Annotated in this window: 13 protein-coding genes; 6 read left to right on the top strand and 7 right to left on the bottom strand. The window is 30.9% G+C overall.

Annotated elements, in window-relative coordinates:
* Positions 1 to 126: 126 nt before the first annotated feature.
* On the top strand, positions 127 to 4,197 hold the full coding sequence (locus NH26_RS04145) for a T9SS type A sorting domain-containing protein (RefSeq protein WP_084812055.1): 4,071 nt from the start codon (positions 127 to 129) through the stop codon (positions 4,195 to 4,197).
* Here NH26_RS04145 and rsmA read toward each other — a convergent pair.
* Positions 4,192 to 4,977, bottom strand: a complete 786-nt coding sequence (gene rsmA / locus NH26_RS04140; protein ID WP_044221988.1) for a 16S rRNA (adenine(1518)-N(6)/adenine(1519)-N(6))-dimethyltransferase RsmA — start codon at positions 4,975 to 4,977, stop codon at positions 4,192 to 4,194. The two genes, NH26_RS04145 and rsmA, sit on opposite strands and share 6 nt — an antisense overlap.
* 91 nt (positions 4,978 to 5,068) lie before the next feature.
* Positions 5,069 to 8,548 (bottom strand): T9SS type A sorting domain-containing protein, encoded by a 3,480-nt coding sequence (locus tag NH26_RS04135; protein ID WP_139262850.1) that lies wholly within the window; start codon positions 8,546 to 8,548, stop codon positions 5,069 to 5,071.
* Positions 8,549 to 8,948: 400 nt separating this feature from the next.
* Between NH26_RS04135 and pdxA the strand changes: the two genes are divergently transcribed.
* From pdxA to NH26_RS04120, 3 genes are read left to right on the top strand one after another with little or no spacing between them, the layout of a single operon-like run.
* A complete protein-coding gene (pdxA, locus tag NH26_RS04130) occupies positions 8,949 to 10,304 on the top strand; it encodes a 4-hydroxythreonine-4-phosphate dehydrogenase PdxA (RefSeq protein ID WP_071397082.1) in 1,356 nt (451 codons plus the stop codon).
* Between the two features lie 4 nt (positions 10,305 to 10,308).
* Entirely contained in the window at positions 10,309 to 10,746 is a 438-nt protein-coding gene (locus NH26_RS04125; protein ID WP_044221982.1) for a hypothetical protein, read from the top strand.
* Between the two features lie 11 nt (positions 10,747 to 10,757).
* Positions 10,758 to 11,210, top strand: a complete 453-nt coding sequence (locus NH26_RS04120; protein WP_044221979.1) for a Fur family transcriptional regulator — start codon at positions 10,758 to 10,760, stop codon at positions 11,208 to 11,210.
* A gap of 80 nt (positions 11,211 to 11,290) precedes the next feature.
* On the opposite strand, the gene NH26_RS04115 is transcribed toward NH26_RS04120, so the two are convergent.
* From NH26_RS04115 to NH26_RS04095, 5 genes are all read right to left on the bottom strand, one after another.
* Entirely contained in the window at positions 11,291 to 11,794 is a 504-nt protein-coding gene (locus NH26_RS04115; RefSeq protein ID WP_044221977.1) for a hypothetical protein, read from the bottom strand.
* 184 nt (positions 11,795 to 11,978) lie between these two features.
* Complete coding sequence (deoD, locus tag NH26_RS04110) at positions 11,979 to 12,686, bottom strand: purine-nucleoside phosphorylase (RefSeq protein WP_044221974.1); 708 nt, start codon at positions 12,684 to 12,686, stop codon at positions 11,979 to 11,981.
* Between the two features lies 1 nt (position 12,687).
* A complete protein-coding gene (locus tag NH26_RS04105) occupies positions 12,688 to 13,833 on the bottom strand; it encodes a phosphopentomutase (protein WP_044221967.1) in 1,146 nt (381 codons plus the stop codon).
* Between the two features lie 5 nt (positions 13,834 to 13,838).
* Positions 13,839 to 14,504, bottom strand: coding sequence for a deoxyribose-phosphate aldolase (gene deoC, locus NH26_RS04100; protein WP_044221964.1), 666 nt, complete (start codon positions 14,502 to 14,504; stop codon positions 13,839 to 13,841).
* A 128-nt stretch (positions 14,505 to 14,632) separates the two neighbouring features.
* Positions 14,633 to 15,937 carry a thymidine phosphorylase gene (locus NH26_RS04095; RefSeq protein WP_044221963.1) on the bottom strand — a complete coding sequence of 435 codons (1,305 nt, stop codon included), beginning with the start codon at positions 15,935 to 15,937 and terminating at the stop codon, positions 14,633 to 14,635.
* 59 nt (positions 15,938 to 15,996) lie between these two features.
* Between NH26_RS04095 and NH26_RS25630 the strand changes: the two genes are divergently transcribed.
* On the top strand, positions 15,997 to 18,003 hold the full coding sequence (locus tag NH26_RS25630) for a peptidylprolyl isomerase (RefSeq protein WP_199880226.1): 2,007 nt from the start codon (positions 15,997 to 15,999) through the stop codon (positions 18,001 to 18,003).
* A gap of 40 nt (positions 18,004 to 18,043) precedes the next feature.
* Positions 18,044 to 19,441 (top strand): SPOR domain-containing protein, encoded by a 1,398-nt coding sequence (locus NH26_RS04085; protein WP_044221962.1) that lies wholly within the window; start codon positions 18,044 to 18,046, stop codon positions 19,439 to 19,441.
* The last annotated feature ends 1 nt before the right edge of the window (position 19,442 follow it).

The following is a 19,442-nucleotide window of genomic DNA, read 5'->3' as shown; positions in this document are numbered from 1 at the left end:
TGACAATTGTTCTTATAACAAACATTTCATGATATAAAAATAAACAACATTATTCGCTTAATTATTTGCTCTTGTTAACAAAGGCTCTTATGTTTGCAGTATTAACGATTTACAAATTAACGATTCATGACAAAAACTAATCTATTTATACTAAAGCGTGTCACTACATGCTTATTTCTCTTCGTGCTATTTTTTGCAATGCCGATGGCCAAAGGTGACAATCTATTAAAAGGTCAAAGTAATGATGAAACTTCAATCATTTTAATTGGATATTCAGGTTTAAAGAACTCACAAAAAAGTATTTTTCTGGAAGAACCTATTTATTTTATAATTGAAATAGAAGGAGATAATTTGGTTTTTATTTCTGATCTAAATCATTATCCTTGTTCATTTATTGCTGGAAATGATGAAAAGACTATTTTCCCCGTTTCATATGAAAAAGTGCATGATAATAAAATAAGACTTAAATATTTAGAGAGTAATAATGAACAATCATTCTGGGAAGATTTCTCAATTAATAATAAAATTAAACTAGAATTTAAATATAAAAATGCAATTAATTCGGAAACAGAATTATTAAATGAATATGAAGATTTCATTTTTTCAGATTTATTTATCTCAAATATTTCAACTGAAGATGAGAATTTATACCTCAATAATGATGAGTTTATTACAATAAATTACAATACAAATAATGGAGTTAATATAGATCAATTGGTATCAAAAATTGAAATAAAATATAAAGATGAGCTATTGTCTATACCATTTTCTGATCCAGATATATACATCGATCAAAACAAGTTTGGTTTCTATACGGATCTAATATTTAGCGAATTTGAATTATTTCACCTAGAAGGTGAAAGTATTGATCTTAGTGTCTTGGTAGTTACTTATAATAATACTGTTAAGAGTATTCAAAAGAGATTTTATATTGATGATAAAGTACCAATTTTTGATTTTGATCCCTTTGATATAAATAAAGTCAATTTATATTCAGAAGGATTTTTTTTAGACTTATCAAGTACTTTAAGTTTAATTACAACAGTTAAAGATTTTTCATATGATAAAACTATAGGTCATATTAGTGTAAATAATAATAATCAAGAATTATATCCGTCATGGATTAATGGTCAATTGACAACATATTTTGACAAAGAATTTTTACTCTCTCAAAACGGTTTTGTTAATAAAGCAGAGATCGTTTTTACATCTTTGGATAAAAATATGAACAAAAAGGTGGTGGGATATAATTTTAATTATATAGTCCCCAAAGAAAACTTTTACAATCACCAAGAACTTCAATTTTTTAATTATCAAGGTCAAGAAGTAAGTGCCGATGATTATGTTATTTTTGAACAAGTTAATTTGATAATACCCACTACTATTACCTCTTATATTTTAGAAGAAACAATACAAGTCAGGTTTTTAGGATTAGATAATGACGCGGTGTATTGTGAAACATCTATTATCGATGAGAATATTAATATTGACTTTTATACCGATGTTAATTTTCCAGATAATACATCCATTTTAATGGAAGTTTCTTTTGAAGACATGAGTCATAATAAATACCTAATAACTAACATTAAAGGGCCCAAAATTGAAAAACCTTTTCCTCCTTCATTTTCTGTGAATTTTATTGAAATTCCTTTTAATATGTGGGAGTGGAGTCCTTTAGAAAATCAATATAAATTTAGTCAAGAGATTGAATTGAAAAATAAAGTAATTGGAAATGATATTTCGGCTAAAAAAATTGATATTATAGAGAATACAACTGCCACTTTAATTAAGACTATCGAATTAATTAATGAAGTAAAAGCAGATTCAGTAATAAAGTTTACTCTTACAACAGACGATCTGAAAAAAGTAGATTTTTTAGATGATAATGACGAAGGCTATTTGCAATTAAAAGTAGAACTTCATAACGAAGCGGGAGTCACATCAGAAATAGCCCCAAAAATCATTTTTTCTAAAACACCAAATGTATATTTTGACTATAAAGATGACCTTGTTCTTCAGAGAGAGATAAAAGATTTCGAATTCATTACAAATTATCAAAACAATCTTGGATTAACGGTTAAACCATCAAAAAAAATAGATGCTAACTATCTATGGGAAAATGCGACAATAATTGATGATGAAACACGTGAAACGATTGTAGTTGCTAGATTTATAGATCAGTTTGGAGGCATTTCTGAAGACACTTTAAACGTACTGGTTTCAACAAAAAAACTTATTGAAGGTAATGAAGAAGCTATTTGTATGAATACAATAAATGAAATAATTCTTTCAATTGATTCTTTTTATTCCCAAAATGAAGATACTCATATACAGATAGTTAATTCAAAAGATTCAATTTTGAGAGATTTTGATAATAAGACCTTAATAACTATTGAAGCTGATAAACTTTTCAATAAAGAAAGTAGCATAAAGCAAGAATTTAAATTGAAATACTTTCTTAAAGAACAAATGATTGCGGATGATAATATTCAATTAAGAAAAGAAAAGGAGGTAACTCAGTACTTGAAGTCTGATATTATTTATATGAATAAAAATAATCACGAACTTTTTTTTGATCCAATTTCCTTTGAATCTCGCTTTTATAGCTTTGAGCAAAATGATCATATTGATTTTTCTAATCAGGTTTATTCATTAAAAGAAGATGTAATACCATTTAGTATCACGGATGGAAACGTCAAAAATATAAGAGTTTTGGCATCCTCAGAAGGAGATGAATGTGGTGCAACAGCTTCATATATCTTACCAATACTAACCCACTCTGATCTTTTCAATTTTACAGTAAAAGATATAGAACAGAAATGGGTCTATGGTAAAATCAACAACGAAGAGAAGTTCACACTTTGGCCAGATTCTATACAGCAAAATTCATGGGTTATTGATCAAGAAATATTGAAAATTGATACATTGAATCATACGGGTATTGCTGCTGTTTATTCACCTGTTTTTGATTTATCACAGTTCTATATCCCTGTATTAGAAATGTCCTTAGATATTGATTTAGATAATAAAAACGCAGTCTTTCTTCAATATAGTACAGATTATGGTGATTCTTGGGAAATGCTTGGTGATCAAGATTCTACATTTTGGTTTCCTTATAACGTATCATCTGTATATAATAATTCAATACGTTCTAATCCCAATGGGATCGGTTGGTCTTACCATGATTTAGAAAATCAATTAATTAAATTCAATCTATCGAATATCAAAGAACAAGGAAATATAGCTTTTAGGTTAATATGTACCGGAAATGCTACTCAATTATCTTCAAATTCAATAGGGTTAAAAAGTTTTTCTATTCTTGAACAAAGTCATTCGACTTTAGTAGAGATATTCCCAAATGCAACACTTACAAATCAAGGTGATCTACTTGATGATCTAAAGAAGAATCTTAAAGAAAAAAGATTCGTAGATGTCAATATATACTCCTCTAACTCTTGTCATTTTTCTAATGATCATTTTTTATCTAGAAATTATTATTACAACACATCTCAAAACCATATTGATAATGAATTTTTAGTGTTTATTGATGGAGAATTAATAGATGAAGTAACTTCAGATAATTTTCTCAAAACTATCAATAACAACCTAGATAGAACATTATTAAAAAGTGAAAGATTCAATGTGGAGTTAACACAAGACGAGAATCAAATACAGTCTCAATTTTATTTACGCCAACCCATTCTATCAGAGGAAAAAATATATTGTCTAATTACAACTAATGAGTCATGTGATTCATTAGAGCATCAGTTTATTAATTATTTTGGAGAAATAAATTTGATAGAGAATAGTTGGGCATTTGATTTAAACGAGATTAGTTTATCAGGTAAAGAACTTAATGTTACTTATATAATTCAAAATTCACAAAGTAAAAATATTGAAAGTAGTAAGACTTATGATATTACTTTGGATTATCAACCTATTACATCTACCCATAAAAATAACTTTACTTTTAAGGTGTACCCGAACCCTATGGATGATGTGTTGAATATTAAAACTCAAAATTCATTACAAATTAAATATCAAATTTATAATATCACAGGGCAGGCTGTTCAAAGTGGTGAGTTAAATAAAGATGAAAATATTAATGTATCTAGGATAAAAAAAGGAGTGTATTTACTTCATTTATATGATAAACAAAATAAATACACTCATATCGAAAAGCTAATAAAACTATGAGTTTCTTATCGCTTCTATTTCTTCAGTTAATTGAATAAAGTCGTCTACACTTAACGCTTCAGCTCTTAAAGAGAAAATATCTTTTTTGACGAAATCGGCAGGTAAACCAAATGGTTTCATAGCATTTCTAAGTGTTTTTCTTCTTGTAGAGAATGCTTGTTTTACTACTTTGAAAAATAGTTTTTCGTCACAGTTTAATTCTTTACGATTATTTCTTTTTAAAGATATGACAGCAGATTCTACTTTTGGAGGCGGGTTAAATACAGTTGGAGGGACAGTAAATAAATATTCTACATCAAAAAATGCTTGAACTAGAATAGTTAAAATACCTGCTGTTCTTCCACCTGTTTTACAACAAATTCTTTCTGCAACTTCTTTTTGAATCATTCCCACACATTCAGTAATCTGATTTTTGTGTTCTAACACTTTAAAATAGATTTGTGTTGAAATATTGTAGGGAAAGTTACCAATTAAACCCACTGGGTGTGGAGCGATTTTATCAAAGTCTAATTTCAAAAAGTCTCCACCAATAATTTGATCTTCCGGTAGACCAACAACATCTTTAAGATAATCTACAGATTCAGTATCAATCTCAACAACAGTTGTTTTATATCTTTCATCTTTAAGCAAACGTGTAGTTAAAACACCAGTACCTGGACCAATTTCATAGATTTCTTTGTATCCGCCATGTTGAGTCATTGCATTCACAATATCATCTGCAATTTGCATATCTTCTAGGAAATGCTGTCCTAAATGCTTTTTTGGTTTAACGTTGGCCATAAAAATTATTTATTATCAATTTATTTTTTTGCAAAAAAGGTCGTTTTATTTCATTAAAACAAATACTGTAACAATCAAAAAGAAAACTTACTTAAATAGGAAGTTCACTTTCAGTACTAATCATAAATTTTAATGATGTTATTTTATTTTCATATTCAAGGTTTATAACATACATACCTGAAGTTAAGGTAGGAAGTGTTATTGGATAATTATTCCATCCTTTGTTTAGTTTAATATGTTGTCTTTCAAGTACCTTATTACCAATTAAATTCATGATTTTAATGTTCATCAATTTATCTGAGTTACTCAATACTTCAACATTGATTTTTTGGTCTTTAACTACACTAGGATAGACACTAGCTTGAATAGGAATTATATCATCAAAATTAATTGCCGGTATTTCGGAAGCATGATTACCTTGAACATCAAAATAAGTGATTGCCCAACCCCAATTATTTTTACTTAAGGTCGAATTTAGTTTAAACCTTATGTTTATTGTGTCACCTGCTTCAAAATAGTCGTGTAAATTTATAGAATGTAATACTTCTAGATTTTGTGCTCCTTTTACATCATTTTTATTGATAGTGAAAAGCCAATCACTATTAATTGATGAATTATAAGGGGTGACAATATCCTTCCAATGCGTTAAATCTTTGCTAGCCTGTATATTGACAAAATCATCTTTATTTATTAAAGCAACATCTTTATAGTTAATAGTACTCACACTATCACTAATTACAATTTTTTTATTGATGTAACTAAATGTTGTTTTGTTGATTTCATATGGATGACGGCTTTGCAAAGAGTTCATAAATCCATCAGCTTCATTATTAATAAATAAATCACCTGATAGCAATTCGTGAACTGCATTTGTATTTTGATCAAAATGTAAATGCTTTACTACGTTATTATTTAGGTATACAGTGTGCTTTTTACTCTTGCCTGAATAACTTAAAGATTCTTTATAAGCAATAGGAGTGATAGTCGAGGCTTTAGTAATATTTTTAATCGATAAAGAGTTACCAATATATTGTTCAGGTAAGATAGAGTGTTTCTTGCCATCAATATTTATTTGTAGAGAATCATAAGTGTTTAATGGCTGATCAAATTCTAAATGAAGGTTGTTTTTAGATATATAAGTTGTAGTTATTGATGGTGTATTGATACTAGGTAGAATTAAGCTCCAAATACCTCTACCTTGTGAAGATACAATTACTTTATTTTGGTATAATTTGATTTTCCAAACAGCAGTTGGAGGGAAGTTACTTTTTAATTTATGCCACGATAATCCTCCATCGATTGTTTCATAAATACCAATCTCTGTACCTGCCCATATAATATCATTATTAAAAGGAAAGACTAATAGATCATAAACTTCTACATCAGGTAATTTTTTCGCTTTATTATCGCTGTAACCTGATATGTCTTTCCATGTTCTGCCTAAATCGGTGGTTTTGATAATTTTCGAAGCACCTTTAAAAGAAAAACAGATGTAGGCAGATAAAGAATCAATAGGATCTGAAACAATCTTAGAAACTTGGCCCATTTCTTTACCTCTATACAAAAAATTCGAAGTAGGGCGGAATGATTTACCACCATTAGTAGAAACGTGGATTCTAAAATTATTACTCATTTCAGCACCAGCCCATATGATATCAGGATTGGCAGTAGAAATTTCAATATCCATAAATTTTAATAGTCTCCATTTGTTTTTAATGGGACTTAAAAACCAAGATTCACCAAAATCTTCAGAGAACCATACACCAGATTTTCCTAGTGTAAATAAAGTATTAGGTCTATCGGATGTATTCGCTAGTTTTGAGTAGAAAGGAGCGTCTTTATCAACATCAAGAAGCCCATTATTCAATTCTTTAAACGAATAACCACCATCTTTTGAAAGATAAAAGTGATTGTAATAAATACTCCCAATAATTTTATTAGCATTGCTTTTATTCCAAATTAGATCAAACCCATCCCCTGGAAGTGCTCTTCTGTATTTACTGTAATAATTGGGGTTGATAGGAGATATCCATGAGCCATTTTCTTGAGAACCTCCGATATACTGATTTTGATAAGGATGTTTATCAATATCATAAAAATGAGTAGCATGTAAACCGTAAGAACTAAATTGCCAGGTGTTATTTTCTTCTCCTGGTTTTTTACTAATATCACTAACATATATACCACCATCATTGGCTGAGATCATTTGAAAAACACTGTCTTTCTGATTTATAATTTGTATCTGATGATGATCTGGATGTAACCCTTTTTGTACAGTTAAGCCAGTTTTTTGTATATAATTATTAGGGCCGTGATATTCTGAATAGGCATCAGATAGAGGTTTTATTATTGAAAAACCTGTTTCAAAATTCTTGATCGAAAGTTTATTGATATTTACACCGCCAATGTAAAATGAATAGGTTTCGTAGGGGTGGGCTTCAATAAAATTATTGTACCAACCTTGGCCACCATAGATTTGTTCAAAAGGAGTGTCTATATATAATCTTTTCCAGTTAGTGCCGGCATCCATTGAAACGAATAGCTTCCCTTTTTTCTTTCCTTTACCCGTAGTAGAGCACAACACAATGGAAGTGTTAATTTTAGCAAAAGCAAGGTTGATTCTTCCACCCATAATGAAATTATTACCTACTTTCCCCCAAGTATTCCCACCATTGATACTTTTAATGACCCCTTTATTTTTAATACCAGCGAGAATAATATTAAAATTACTAGGTTGATAAGTCAATGTTTGAATTATATTTTCACTTTCATATACTTGATTCCAAGTGAAGCCACCGTCATTTGATTTTAAAATATAGCAAATTAGTTTTTTGTTTTCAGTTTGCCTAGTGGTTGAAATAACAACTTTTTTATCATTCTTTGGATCAATAATTATTGAATTAATGACCTGAAATTTTTCTTTTAAAGTATTGTTTAAGATATGCCAATTTTTCCCTCCATCAACGCTTTTGATTAAACCTTCTCCTTTCACTATGAAATTTTCACCATAAGTTTCGCCAGTAATTGCGTAGAGAATGTTATGCTTTGATTTTGATTGAACGATTTTCGTAATCGGAACATTAGGAATTGAATCGGTAATACTAAACCATTTACGTCCTTTATTGGTCGTTTTCCATATGTCACCAGAAGAGGTAGTAGCAAACCAAGAAGATTGTGTAGAATCATTTAAGTCAGAAATAACACTAAATGTAGTTCCTGATAAATTTAATGGTCCATTTTCTTTCCAAAATAATGAATCAAAATAGGGGTTTTTACTACTTGATGAGTTTAAAATTAGTTCATTTTGTTTGTAACCGATTTGATAATTTGATTTTTTATCTCCCTTTTGTGTACGAAGGGATTTCATCATTTGAAGGAATTTACCAGGTTGATTCGCTTTGATAATTCTTTCTTGATGACGTCTTTCATTGACTTCTAAATCATGTTGAGGTATTTCATGAGAGAAAATAAAGGGCGTGTCTTCTACCTTTGAGTAGAAAGTGTTGTACACCCAATAGCTCACAATACCGGTTAAAATGAGAATATATATTAAGTAGTAAAGTCTTTTCATTCGTGGAATTTAATCACATACACATGTCGGTCATCCTTTACACAAAGAAGCCAACAATATTAAACGGAAGTTTGATGAAGTATTTCATACACAAAGCATTTCTGTTCAATTTCACAAAAATACTCATTTTAAAGGTTAAAGACTAAGATAAATATTAGATAGAGGGGCTGCCTTAAACTTTATTATGGTTTAATCCAATTTTATTAATTTTATAATGTTTTAAGGTCTTCTTGATAACTAAAAGATATAAGTTTCTATAACTGTTAAATAACAAGTCAAAATTTATCTTTAAAAACAATCTAAGGTTAATACAATTTAACTTAGAAATAATAGCATAAATGATTACTTTTGATTAATTGAAAAAAATGTAGAAATACTGAATTCTACTTTTAATAAGATTATGAAGGAAAACAAAACTCTAAAGAATAGAAAATCAAACAAACCTCGCATAGGTATCACTATTGGTGATTACAATGGTATTGGACCAGAAGTAATTGTTAAAGTGTTACAAGACAAGAGGATTGCTAATATATGTACTCCAGTTGTATACGGTTCTGGTAAAATCCTAACCAAATACAAAAGGATATTAAATATTGAGGAATTTACTTATCATCAATATAATAACAACAGCTATATCCACGACCAAAAAATTAACGTGGTTAACTGTTGGAATGAAATTCAAGAACTTGATCCAGGTAAGGTAACTCCTGAGGCAGGGAATTGTGCTTATTTGTCTATTGAGAAAGCGTCTGAAGATTTAAAATCTGAAGTAATTGACGCAGTAGTTACTGCTCCAATCAATAAAGCTAATATTCAAAGTGAAAAATTCCAGTATGCGGGTCATACTGAATACTATAATGAAAATTTCGCTAAAGGTAGAGAAACTTTAATGACTCTTTGTTCTGGTGATTTACGTGTAGGAGTTGTTACTGGTCATATCCCAATTAAAGATGTTTCTGCAGCAATCACTAAAGAAAAAGTGACTGCAAAACTAGAAGTAATGATTGAGTCTTTGAAAAAGGATTTTGGTATTACTAAACCTAAGGTTGCTGTAATGGGGTTAAATCCACATGCAGGAGAGGAAGGCTTATTAGGTGACGAAGAAATTAATATAATTGGACCTGTTGTAAAAGAGTTTAAGAAAAGAGGAAATCTAGTTTTCGGTCCTTTCCCGGCTGATGGATTCTTTGGTACCTTCTCTTTTAAAAATTATGATGGTATACTATGTATGTATCATGATCAAGGGCTGATACCATTTAAATTGCATGCATTCGAAAATGGAGTGAATTATACTGCAGGACTTGATATAGTGAGAACATCTCCTGATCATGGGACAGCATATAATATAGCAGGAAAAGGTATTGCTGATGAGACATCGTTTAGAGAAGCACTTATGCAAGCTGTAGACATTGTCAAAGTAAGAAATAACGAGGTTAAAAATATGATCCGCCCTAATGCAAAACAATTATTGCAGGATAGAAAGGATAATATTAAAAATCAAAGATTAGTTATTGAGTCTTCTTCTCAAGGTGAAGAGTTTGATTTAAGTGAATTAGAAGCTGGTGAACGCAAAGAAGCACAAGTGACTAAACAGCAAAAAATGCTTGAAAATAAAGCTAAAAATCAACAAAATCCTAAATTTAGAGGAGGAGGACCAAGAGGTAATAATAAGAAGGAGCATTGGAAAAGTAGAAAAGGGGATTTCAACAGAAATGAAGGAAATAATCCTCCTAATCAACCAGAAAATAATTCATAGTCAGATGAAATTTCGCGTAATTATTTTCATTCTTTTAGGAACCCTTCTTTCGTCTTTTTCACTACAAGAGGATGAAATTTGGGAAAAGCTATTAAATGTAGACTGGGAATATAAATATTCTGAGGAATTTGAGATGGATATTCCTTTTCCATTATTTACTGATGAAGTAAAAGCTTTAAGTGAAAAGGAAGTGGTAATCAAAGGTTTTGTTCTACCTGTTGAGACAGAAGACAATTCCATCATGTTATCCGTTTATCCTTTTTCAAGTTGTTTTTTTTGTGGAGGAGCAGGGCCTGAATCTGTTGTGGCAATTTTTCTAAAAAATCATAGAGAAATTGATGAGGAAGAAGTGTCTTTTAAAGGTACCCTTCATTTAAATGATCAAGAAACGGGATTAATCTATGAGTTAAAAGATGCCGTAGAATTAAATTCCAATTATTAAATTTTGCTCGAATGGAAGATATTAAAGAAATATTTGTCAAGTATTTGGAGGAGAAGAAGTTAAGAAAAACTCCAGAACGCTTTGCTATTTTAGAAGAGATTTATAGTAGAGGTGGGCACTTTGATGTTGAATCACTTTATATCAACATGAAGAACAAAAACTACCGAGTAAGCCGTGCTACGGTTTATAATACTCTAGATAAATTACTTGATTGTGACCTTATCACTAAGCATCAGTTTGGAAAGAACTTGGCTTTATATGAAAAAGCACATGGTTTTAAACAACATGATCACCTTATTTGTAAGGAGTGTCATGAGATCTTTGAGTTCTGTGACCCTAGAATCCAAAAAATTCAACAAATGGTAGAAGAGATCTATAGTTGTGAAATTGAGAGTCACTCATTAAACTTCTATGGTGTTTGTAAAAACTGTTTAGAGAAAAAAAATACAGAGGATAAAGCATAATTATCGTTCTTATAAAAAAATAGGCTATCTCAATAGTATTGGGATAGCCTATTTTTATATATGATATATTGTAAATTACTTTACTCGGTCACGTTATTTGGCTTTTTCAAGACAAAGAAATAACAGCCTAGCCATATTATTGCAAAGACCCATAAGATCATTGGTGAGTATTCTACTCTAAAAGCAAAAGGATCGTGACCTTGGGCTTGGTAGATTGCTCCTACAGCTGTCAATAGTAAAAGAGTTAAAATTGTAGCCATACCTTTAGACCATCCTTTGACAATCTCTACAAATTTATTTCTTGTTTCTTCATTAGAATACCAATACTCTTTATTTGGAGCAAATACCATGATTTTTGGAAAGTATAGAATACCATTACCAATAGTCATAAAGAAGATATTGACTAATAATAAGCTCCCCATAGAAGCATAAAAGAAATCACTTCTAGTCATGAAAATTGCTGTACTACTACCGGTTTTCTGAAGTACAGTTACACCTTCTTCGGGAAGATAGATATAAGTCAATAGATTTAATCCTAGATAGATTAAAAGTGTTAAGCCCCAAATGTATTTGATATATTTCATGGATTAGAAGTTTGAATGAAGTTAAAAACGATGCAAAAATAGGAGACCGGTTCAGATAAAAAAAATATGGAGTTATAAATTAACTAAAAACAATTTAGCTTCATTTATAACTCCATTATTATCTAATACTTAAAATATAATCAATTGATAAGGTTTGATTATAAATAAGATTAATCAATTCTGATTAGTCAGTAATTGCTGTTTCTAAAGCAATTTCCATCATATCAGTAAATGTATTCTGACGATCTTCAGAACTTAATTCCTCACCAGTTACTAAACTATCCGATACAGTAAGGATAGTCATAGCACTTGCGTTAAATTGAGCTGCAATTGTATATAATGCTGTTGTTTCCATTTCAACGGCTAAAACACCATATTTCGCCCATTTTTTCCACTCATCAGCATCATCTCCATAAAAAGCATCAGAAGATAAAATATTACCATTAAATGGTTTAATACCTTTAGATTTTGCTACTTCGTTAGCTTTTCTGATCATTTCAAAATCACCAGCAGGAGAGTAGTCCTTTCCACCAAAACGATTTTGGTTAAAAGAAGAATCTGTAGATGCTGACATAGCAATAATCAAATCTCTTGGCTTTATATGTGGTTGCATAGAACCACAACTCCCTACACGAATCAATTTACGTACATTAAATTCTGTAATTAATTCATGAGCATAGATACCAATAGAAGGGATACCCATACCAGAACCTTGTACAGAGATTCTATGTCCTTTGTAAGTTCCTGTAAAACCTAACATGCCTCTTACATTGTTGTATTGTACAACATCTTCAAGGTAATTGTCTGCAATAAATTTTGCTCTTAAAGGGTCACCTGGCATTAATACAATCTCAGCCACGTCTCCCGGTTTAGCACCAATATGAATACTCATCTTATAAAATCATGGATGCGAAGCTACCAGTAGTAGGCGCTTCATTTAATAATAATTCTTCTATAGTTGTTCCGATATCAGCAAATGTATTTCTAAAACCAATATTAACCGGTTTTACTTTTTTACCATATACTAAAATAGGAATATGTTCTCTTGTGTGATCTGTCCCTTTAAAGATAGGATCATTGCCATGGTCAGCAGTAATGATAAGAACATCATCATCACTCATTGCATCGGTAATTTCAGGAAGTCTTTGATCAAAATATTCTAAAGCGTCTCTGTAACCGATAAGATCTCTTCTATGTCCAAATAACATATCGAAATCAACAAGGTTGGTGAAGATAAGACCATTATTATCTTCCTTTACGTAGTCAATAGTTTTATTGATTCCCTCCTCATTACTTTTAGTGTAGATATGATCAGTAAATCCTTTACCTGCATAGATATCATAAATTTTACCTACACCGATAGAATCTTTACCAGCCGCTTTTATTCTCGTCAACATATTCTCAGATGGTTCTAAAGAATAATCATGACGGTTAGATGTTCTAGTATAATTACCATTTTCTCCAACAAAAGGTCTGGCAATTACACGCCCTACATTTAGCTGTTCTCTAGCAATCTCACAATACTTATAAAGTTCTTCTACAGAAACAATATCTTCATGTGCTGCAATTTGAAAAACAGAGTCTGCAGAGGTATAAATAATTAAATCTCCAGACGCAACGTGTTGATCACCTAATTCATTAATTATTGCAGTACCAGATGCTACTTTATTACCAATAGTCTTTCTACCTGTTGCTTTTTCAAAAGCTGAAATAATTTCATCAGAAAAACCATTAGGGTAGGTAGGGAAAGGTTCAGATAATATTTGACCTGCAATTTCCCAATGACCAGTAGTTGTATCTTTTCCTTTAGAAATTTCCTTTGCCATACCATAAGCAGCAGAAGTAGTTCCTAAAGAAGGTAGACCGTGTAGAGGCGCTATATTACCAAGTCCCATACGGTGCATATTAGGTATATCTAACCCTGCACTGTCTGCAATGTGACCTAAAGTATTTGACCCACGATCTCCATATTCGTCGGCATCAGCACTAAAACCAATTCCAACACTATCGAGTACGATTAAAACAACTCTTTTACTCATAATAATTAGTAACTTCCTTCATCAGCTGTACCGCCTTGAATAATTTTAATACCACTAGAAGTACCTAATCTAGTGACTCCCATATCAATATATTTTTGTGCAGTTTCGTAATCACGAACACCGCCAGATGCTTTTAACTGAGCTTTACCAGCTACGGCATCTTTCATAATTTGAATATCTTCATAAGTTGCTCCTCCAGTACCAAAACCGGTAGAAGTCTTTACAAAATCAGCATTAGCATTTACAGAAAGTTTTGAAGCTCTTTCTTTTTCCTCATCTGTTAAGTAACAAGTTTCTATAATAACTTTAAGTACTCTTTCACCAATAGCTTCTTTAATAAGACGAATTTCGTTTTCAACATAATCGTTTTCTCCGTCTTTAAGTTTACCTACATTGATTACCATATCAATTTCATCGGCACCATTTTCAACAGCTGATTTTGCTTCAAATACTTTTGATTCAGTGTTCATCATTCCTAATGGGAAACCAACTACAGCACAAACAGCTACATCGCTTCCAGATGTGTGTTCTTTTGCTAATGGAACGAAAGAAGAATTAACACAAACAGAAAAAAACTGATGTTCTTTAGCTTCTTCACAAAGAGTAATGATTTGTGAGGCAGTTGCATTAGCTGCCAAAATTGTATGATCAACGTATTTAGCTATACTCATATCTATTTATATTATTGAATTATGTTTTTTTTGTTAACGGGCAAATTTACTATTTGAGTGGTTTATGATTGTTTCTTTTACAATTATTAATAATTATAACCACAAAAGTTCTTCATTAACTCTAATTTTTACTGAATATCAAGAATTACTTTAGGAGTTTCAATGTTAGAATTTGATATCACATATGCAGATTGAAGTAATGCTAATGACTGTTTAAATTTATCATTTTCATTATTGTAATGTAAAACAGCAAGAGTGTCACCGATGTTTACTTTATCACCTACCTTTTTCTCTAATACAATTCCAACAGCATGATCAATGATATCGTCTTTCGTTTCACGACCAGCCCCTAAAAGCATGCCTGCAGTACCTACAGATTCGGCTTTTAATTGTGAAATGCAACCACTTTCTTCAGCTTTTAATTCGAATTTATATTTCGCTGTTAAGAATTTTTCTGGTTGTTCTATATAAGATGCATCACCATGGCAATCAGCAACAAAATCTCTTAAAGCAGTTACTGCTTCTCCGGAATGTAACTTTTCAATAGCCATATTTATACCTTCTTCAATAGTTTTCACATCACCTTTTTGGACTAAAGCGATACCAGTGATAGTTGTAATTAACTCTTCGAAATCCTTAGGCCCATTTCCTTTTAAAGATTCTACGGCTTCATAAACCTCCAATCCATTTCCAATGGCATTACCTAACGGTTGTTCCATACCACTTAAAACGATATGAACTTTTCTATTAAACATGCTACCAATATCTCTCATAATATTAGCTAGAGTCTGGGCATTCTCTAGGGTCTTCATAAATGCACCATCGCCAACTTTCACATCTAATATGATACCATCAGAGCGAACAGCTAGTTTTTTACTCATAATACTTGAGGCAATCAAAGGATAGCTGTCGACAGTCCCTGTAACATCCCTAAGTGCGTATAGTTTTTTATCTAATGGAACGATATCTTCAGTTTGACCCATAATGCCAATGCCACTATGGTCTATACTTTTTACCATTTCCTCCTCAGAGGCAGGAAACTTAAAACCAGGGATAGCATCAAATTTATCTAATGTACCACCTGTGTGCCCCAAACCTTTACCAGACATTTTAGCTGTTCCGATGCCAAAAGTCGACAAAAGAGGAGCCAAAGCAATACTCGTTTTATCACCAACACCTCCAGTACTATGTTTATCAATTAAAAATCTTTCTACTCCTTCTAAATGAATAAGATCTCCAGAATCTCTCATTGTTTCAGTAAGCACTTTTAATTCATTATCTGAAAGACCGTTTAGAAATACGGCCATTAGAAAGGCAGACATTTGATAATCGGTAACATCACCTTTTAAGTATCCGTGTAAAAATTCCTTTAATTCATTAGAAGATAATTCTAAATGCTCTCTTTTTTTGATGATAATATCGACTGCACGCATAAAATTTGTGTATGAGGTTTTTAATTGGTTAATTTATCGATCAACATATATTATCGCAAATGAGCAACTATAAGTTATTATCGATTTTTTATTTATTATTAACTGGTATCTTTCTTTTTTCTTGTTCTGATGAAGAACAAAAATCTGAAATATCAGAAACTTTTACTAATAAATTTAGTGACCCTAAAATTAGGGAAATTTATACTCTTAGGGATGAACGTAATACAAAAGAATTATTAAAGATTCTAAAGGATACCGTTTATCAAGAAGAAGTATTAATTGCTCTTGGTTCTGTACAAGATACTTTAGCAATTGAAGATCTCAAGAATATTCTATTGACATCTAATAATACAGATATAAAGATAGCATCTGCTTTTGCTTTAGGGCAAATAGGTGAAACATCATTATCTCCATTTATTATTGATTTTATAGTAAAACATCAAAAAGAAACAGAATTACTAGAGTATATGTTCGAAAGTTTAGGTAAATGTGCCAATGATGGGGCTATTTACTTGCTTACCCACTTTGTATTAAGTGACGAGGATGTGATGTTTGGTATCGTAAAAGGTCTTCACAGAGCAAATGATTGGCAGGGATACCAATCTTATGATGCTGCAGAACAAATTATGAGAATTTTCACTAAGACAAAACGTGAAGTTACTAAAGAATGGTGTAGTGCTTATTTTGCTAGAATAGACAGTGAGCAAATGTTGGAAACTTTTAATTCTAATATTTTTGAAAATGCTAGGCACAATAAAAACGATTTAATAAGAGGTAACTTTACTAAAGCGATTGAGAATTTCTCTAAAGGTGCAGGAAGTGCAACTGCACTTAAACATATTTTGAATGATGAAAGATCAAGTAGAGTACTTCAAAATGCTTTAAGAGCAACCGAAAAAGTGAGGTATTCTGGTGTTATAAATAAATCTATCGAATACTTAAGTTATAATGATCCGATTGTAGCTTTAACTGCAGCAGAATCAATTTATGGGAAATTGGGTTGGTCTGAAGCTAAAGAAGTATTTGATATTCTAGAGGTAGTGAATTTTAATAATGTGAAAGCTGTTGCCATGAAGGCTGTTTTACAAAAAAGACCTAAGGATAAGAAGATGTTTAACTTTTCTATGGATCATTTTAAAAATTCAACTTCTGTTTACGAAAAAAATCTTTGGTTAAAAGCGTTGAATGCATCTAATTTCGGTCAAAATGTTGCCTTCGAAACTTGGAAGACAACTACATCAATGCCGTTAAAAACGACGGCAATTGAGATTGTATTAGATAGGTATTCTGTAAAAAAGAGGGTATCATCAAAAGAAGGAGAGGAATTAAAAAGAATTTTATCTGAATGTTTAAAGACGAATGATGTTGCTCAAATCTATTTGGCCTGTCAGTTTATTCAAAAAAATAAAGAAAAATTCAGTAAATACCTTCTAACAATTGATGAGTTAGATCAGAAAAAGACAGGATTAGAATTACCACTTCAAATTGAAGCATTTGTTGAAATAGAAAAAACAATTGCCTTATTAAAAGGGGATGAATATCACTTTGAAACACCTCATAAAAACAAAGGAGTTCAATGGGAATACATACAAAATATTGAGCAAAATCAGATTGCAAGAATCAAAACGGAAAAAGGAGAAATCGACATACAATTAAAGGTGGAAGAGGCTCCTGCTACTGTTAGTATGTTCATTAGTTTAATTGATAGCGGTTTTTATGATCACCTTCATTTTCATAGAATGGTTCCGAATTTTGTAACACAAGGTGGAGATCCAAGAGGAGATGGGTTTGGTGGTTTAGATTATAATATTCCGTCTGAATTTTCTAAATTGAATTATAAGACTGGTTCTTTAGGTATCGCTTCAGCAGGTAAAGACACAGAATCATGTCAATTTTTCTTTTCATTAAAACCAACTCATCATTTAGATGGGAAATATACCATCTTCGCAGAAGTAGTAGAAGGCTTTGATATTTTAAAGAAATTAGAATACGGAGATGAAATCATATCTATATTTTTAGTTAAAAATGATATGGAAACAATATCCGAAGTAAATGAAACTAAATAGGTGTATTAACTTTACATACTAACAACTGGATTACATCGTAATGAAATATACTAGTAAATTTTTATTTTTAATTTCCATCGCTTTTTTATTCGGAGCATGTTCTCCTGAACAGTTTAGTGACGAAAAGCCTTTTTCTGTGAAAATTGCTTCTTTTCGAGAATATGATGAATTAGAGAATGGAATTTCATATCTAGAACAAAAAGGTTTAGAACCCTATGCTATATCACAGATAAATGATATTAATGGAAAGTGGTATCATTTAATGATAGGTGCCGAGAAAAGCCTTGAAGATGTGTTAGCACTAAAAATGAAGATAGAGGATAGCTATGGCTTAAACTCATTAGAAGTTCAAAATTATAATTCACTTCAACAAGAATTATTACCTGTAAATGAAAATGATGTAGATAATTATCCAGTAAGTTGGTCTTCGTTAGATCTATTATTGCAACTGCCTTATAGTGAAAATTTTAAAGTTAATTCTTTGAAGTCTTTATCTTATTTTGATGATTTAAATTTAAGATCGAACAGTATCAGTAGAAATGTTGAATTTGATTATCCTAGAGGCATTACTCAGAGAAATTTCAATAAAAATGTAGAAGAAATTGTAGAAGGGAATTATCAAGATCCCTTTTCTAAAACAAACATTACAATTCATCTCATTAAACTGAAAGAGAAAAATGATTTCCAAGAACATATATCTAAAGAATTTGCAGATAGAATTCTTAAATCCAAAAGATATAATGTGCAAAAACAGGAAGCAATCACGGTAAATAATGATTGGCAAATGAATGGTTATGCAGTTACCATCAACCCTAAAGAATTGAGGTCTTATTTAGTCTTAGAGTCTGCCTCAGGTTTATTACTCACATTAATACAATCTGATAAGAATGACATCAATTTATTAAAAGCATTTGCTAGAAATATTGGAGGTAGTCATTCTGTAGATGAATATAATAGCGTAAGAAGACTTTTAGGGGCATTGCCAGATGCATTAGAACCAACCGAAAGAATGGTGGCATTTGATTTTTGTACCAAAGACAGTAGACGAGGAAAAACAGCACTTTTAGAAGTAAATGAAACAGAACTTAGCTGTTACATCGAAAATTCTCAAAAAGGAACCTTGGTATATCAATTAGAAAATTTTAATGATCAGACTACCATAGATAAAGTATTTAGACAACGTTATGTTCGTTATCTAGACGATCCAAAAGTAGATAAAGTATTATTAGGGAATAGAGATGCCTTTTTTTATAAAACTAGAAGAAGAAATCCAGCGACAAGAAAGCTTGATTGGATGCTAGAATCAGTGATTTTTCAAAATGATGATACAATAGGCAAAATTTCTAATTTCAAAAAAGGTACTTTTGAACAAGAAGAGATGTTAGAAAAATTAGCCTCTTTCAAATTGGGGGACGAATATCAGGTGAATAAATTATAAG

The sequence above is a fragment of the Flammeovirga pacifica genome (genome assembly GCF_000807855.2).
GTDB classification, from domain to species: Bacteria; Bacteroidota; Bacteroidia; order Cytophagales; family Flammeovirgaceae; genus Flammeovirga; species Flammeovirga pacifica.
This window is presented reverse-complemented; position numbering and strand designations above follow the sequence as displayed.

Coding starts and splice junctions, on each gene's coding strand:
- NH26_RS04125 (WP_044221982.1), top strand. CDS start 10,309: ATGAAATTTCGCGTAATTATTTTCATTCTTTTAGGAACCCTTCTTTCG.
- pdxA (WP_071397082.1), top strand. CDS start 8,949: ATGAAGGAAAACAAAACTCTAAAGAATAGAAAATCAAACAAACCTCGC.
- NH26_RS04145 (WP_084812055.1), top strand. CDS start 127: ATGACAAAAACTAATCTATTTATACTAAAGCGTGTCACTACATGCTTA.
- NH26_RS04105 (WP_044221967.1), bottom strand. CDS start 13,833: ATGAGTAAAAGAGTTGTTTTAATCGTACTCGATAGTGTTGGAATTGGT.
- NH26_RS25630 (WP_199880226.1), top strand. CDS start 15,997: ATGAGCAACTATAAGTTATTATCGATTTTTTATTTATTATTAACTGGT.
- NH26_RS04120 (WP_044221979.1), top strand. CDS start 10,758: ATGGAAGATATTAAAGAAATATTTGTCAAGTATTTGGAGGAGAAGAAG.
- NH26_RS04135 (WP_139262850.1), bottom strand. CDS start 8,548: ATGAAAAGACTTTACTACTTAATATATATTCTCATTTTAACCGGTATT.
- deoC (WP_044221964.1), bottom strand. CDS start 14,504: ATGAGTATAGCTAAATACGTTGATCATACAATTTTGGCAGCTAATGCA.
- deoD (WP_044221974.1), bottom strand. CDS start 12,686: ATGAGTATTCATATTGGTGCTAAACCGGGAGACGTGGCTGAGATTGTA.
- NH26_RS04085 (WP_044221962.1), top strand. CDS start 18,044: ATGAAATATACTAGTAAATTTTTATTTTTAATTTCCATCGCTTTTTTA.
- NH26_RS04095 (WP_044221963.1), bottom strand. CDS start 15,937: ATGCGTGCAGTCGATATTATCATCAAAAAAAGAGAGCATTTAGAATTA.
- rsmA (WP_044221988.1), bottom strand. CDS start 4,977: ATGGCCAACGTTAAACCAAAAAAGCATTTAGGACAGCATTTCCTAGAA.
- NH26_RS04115 (WP_044221977.1), bottom strand. CDS start 11,794: ATGAAATATATCAAATACATTTGGGGCTTAACACTTTTAATCTATCTA.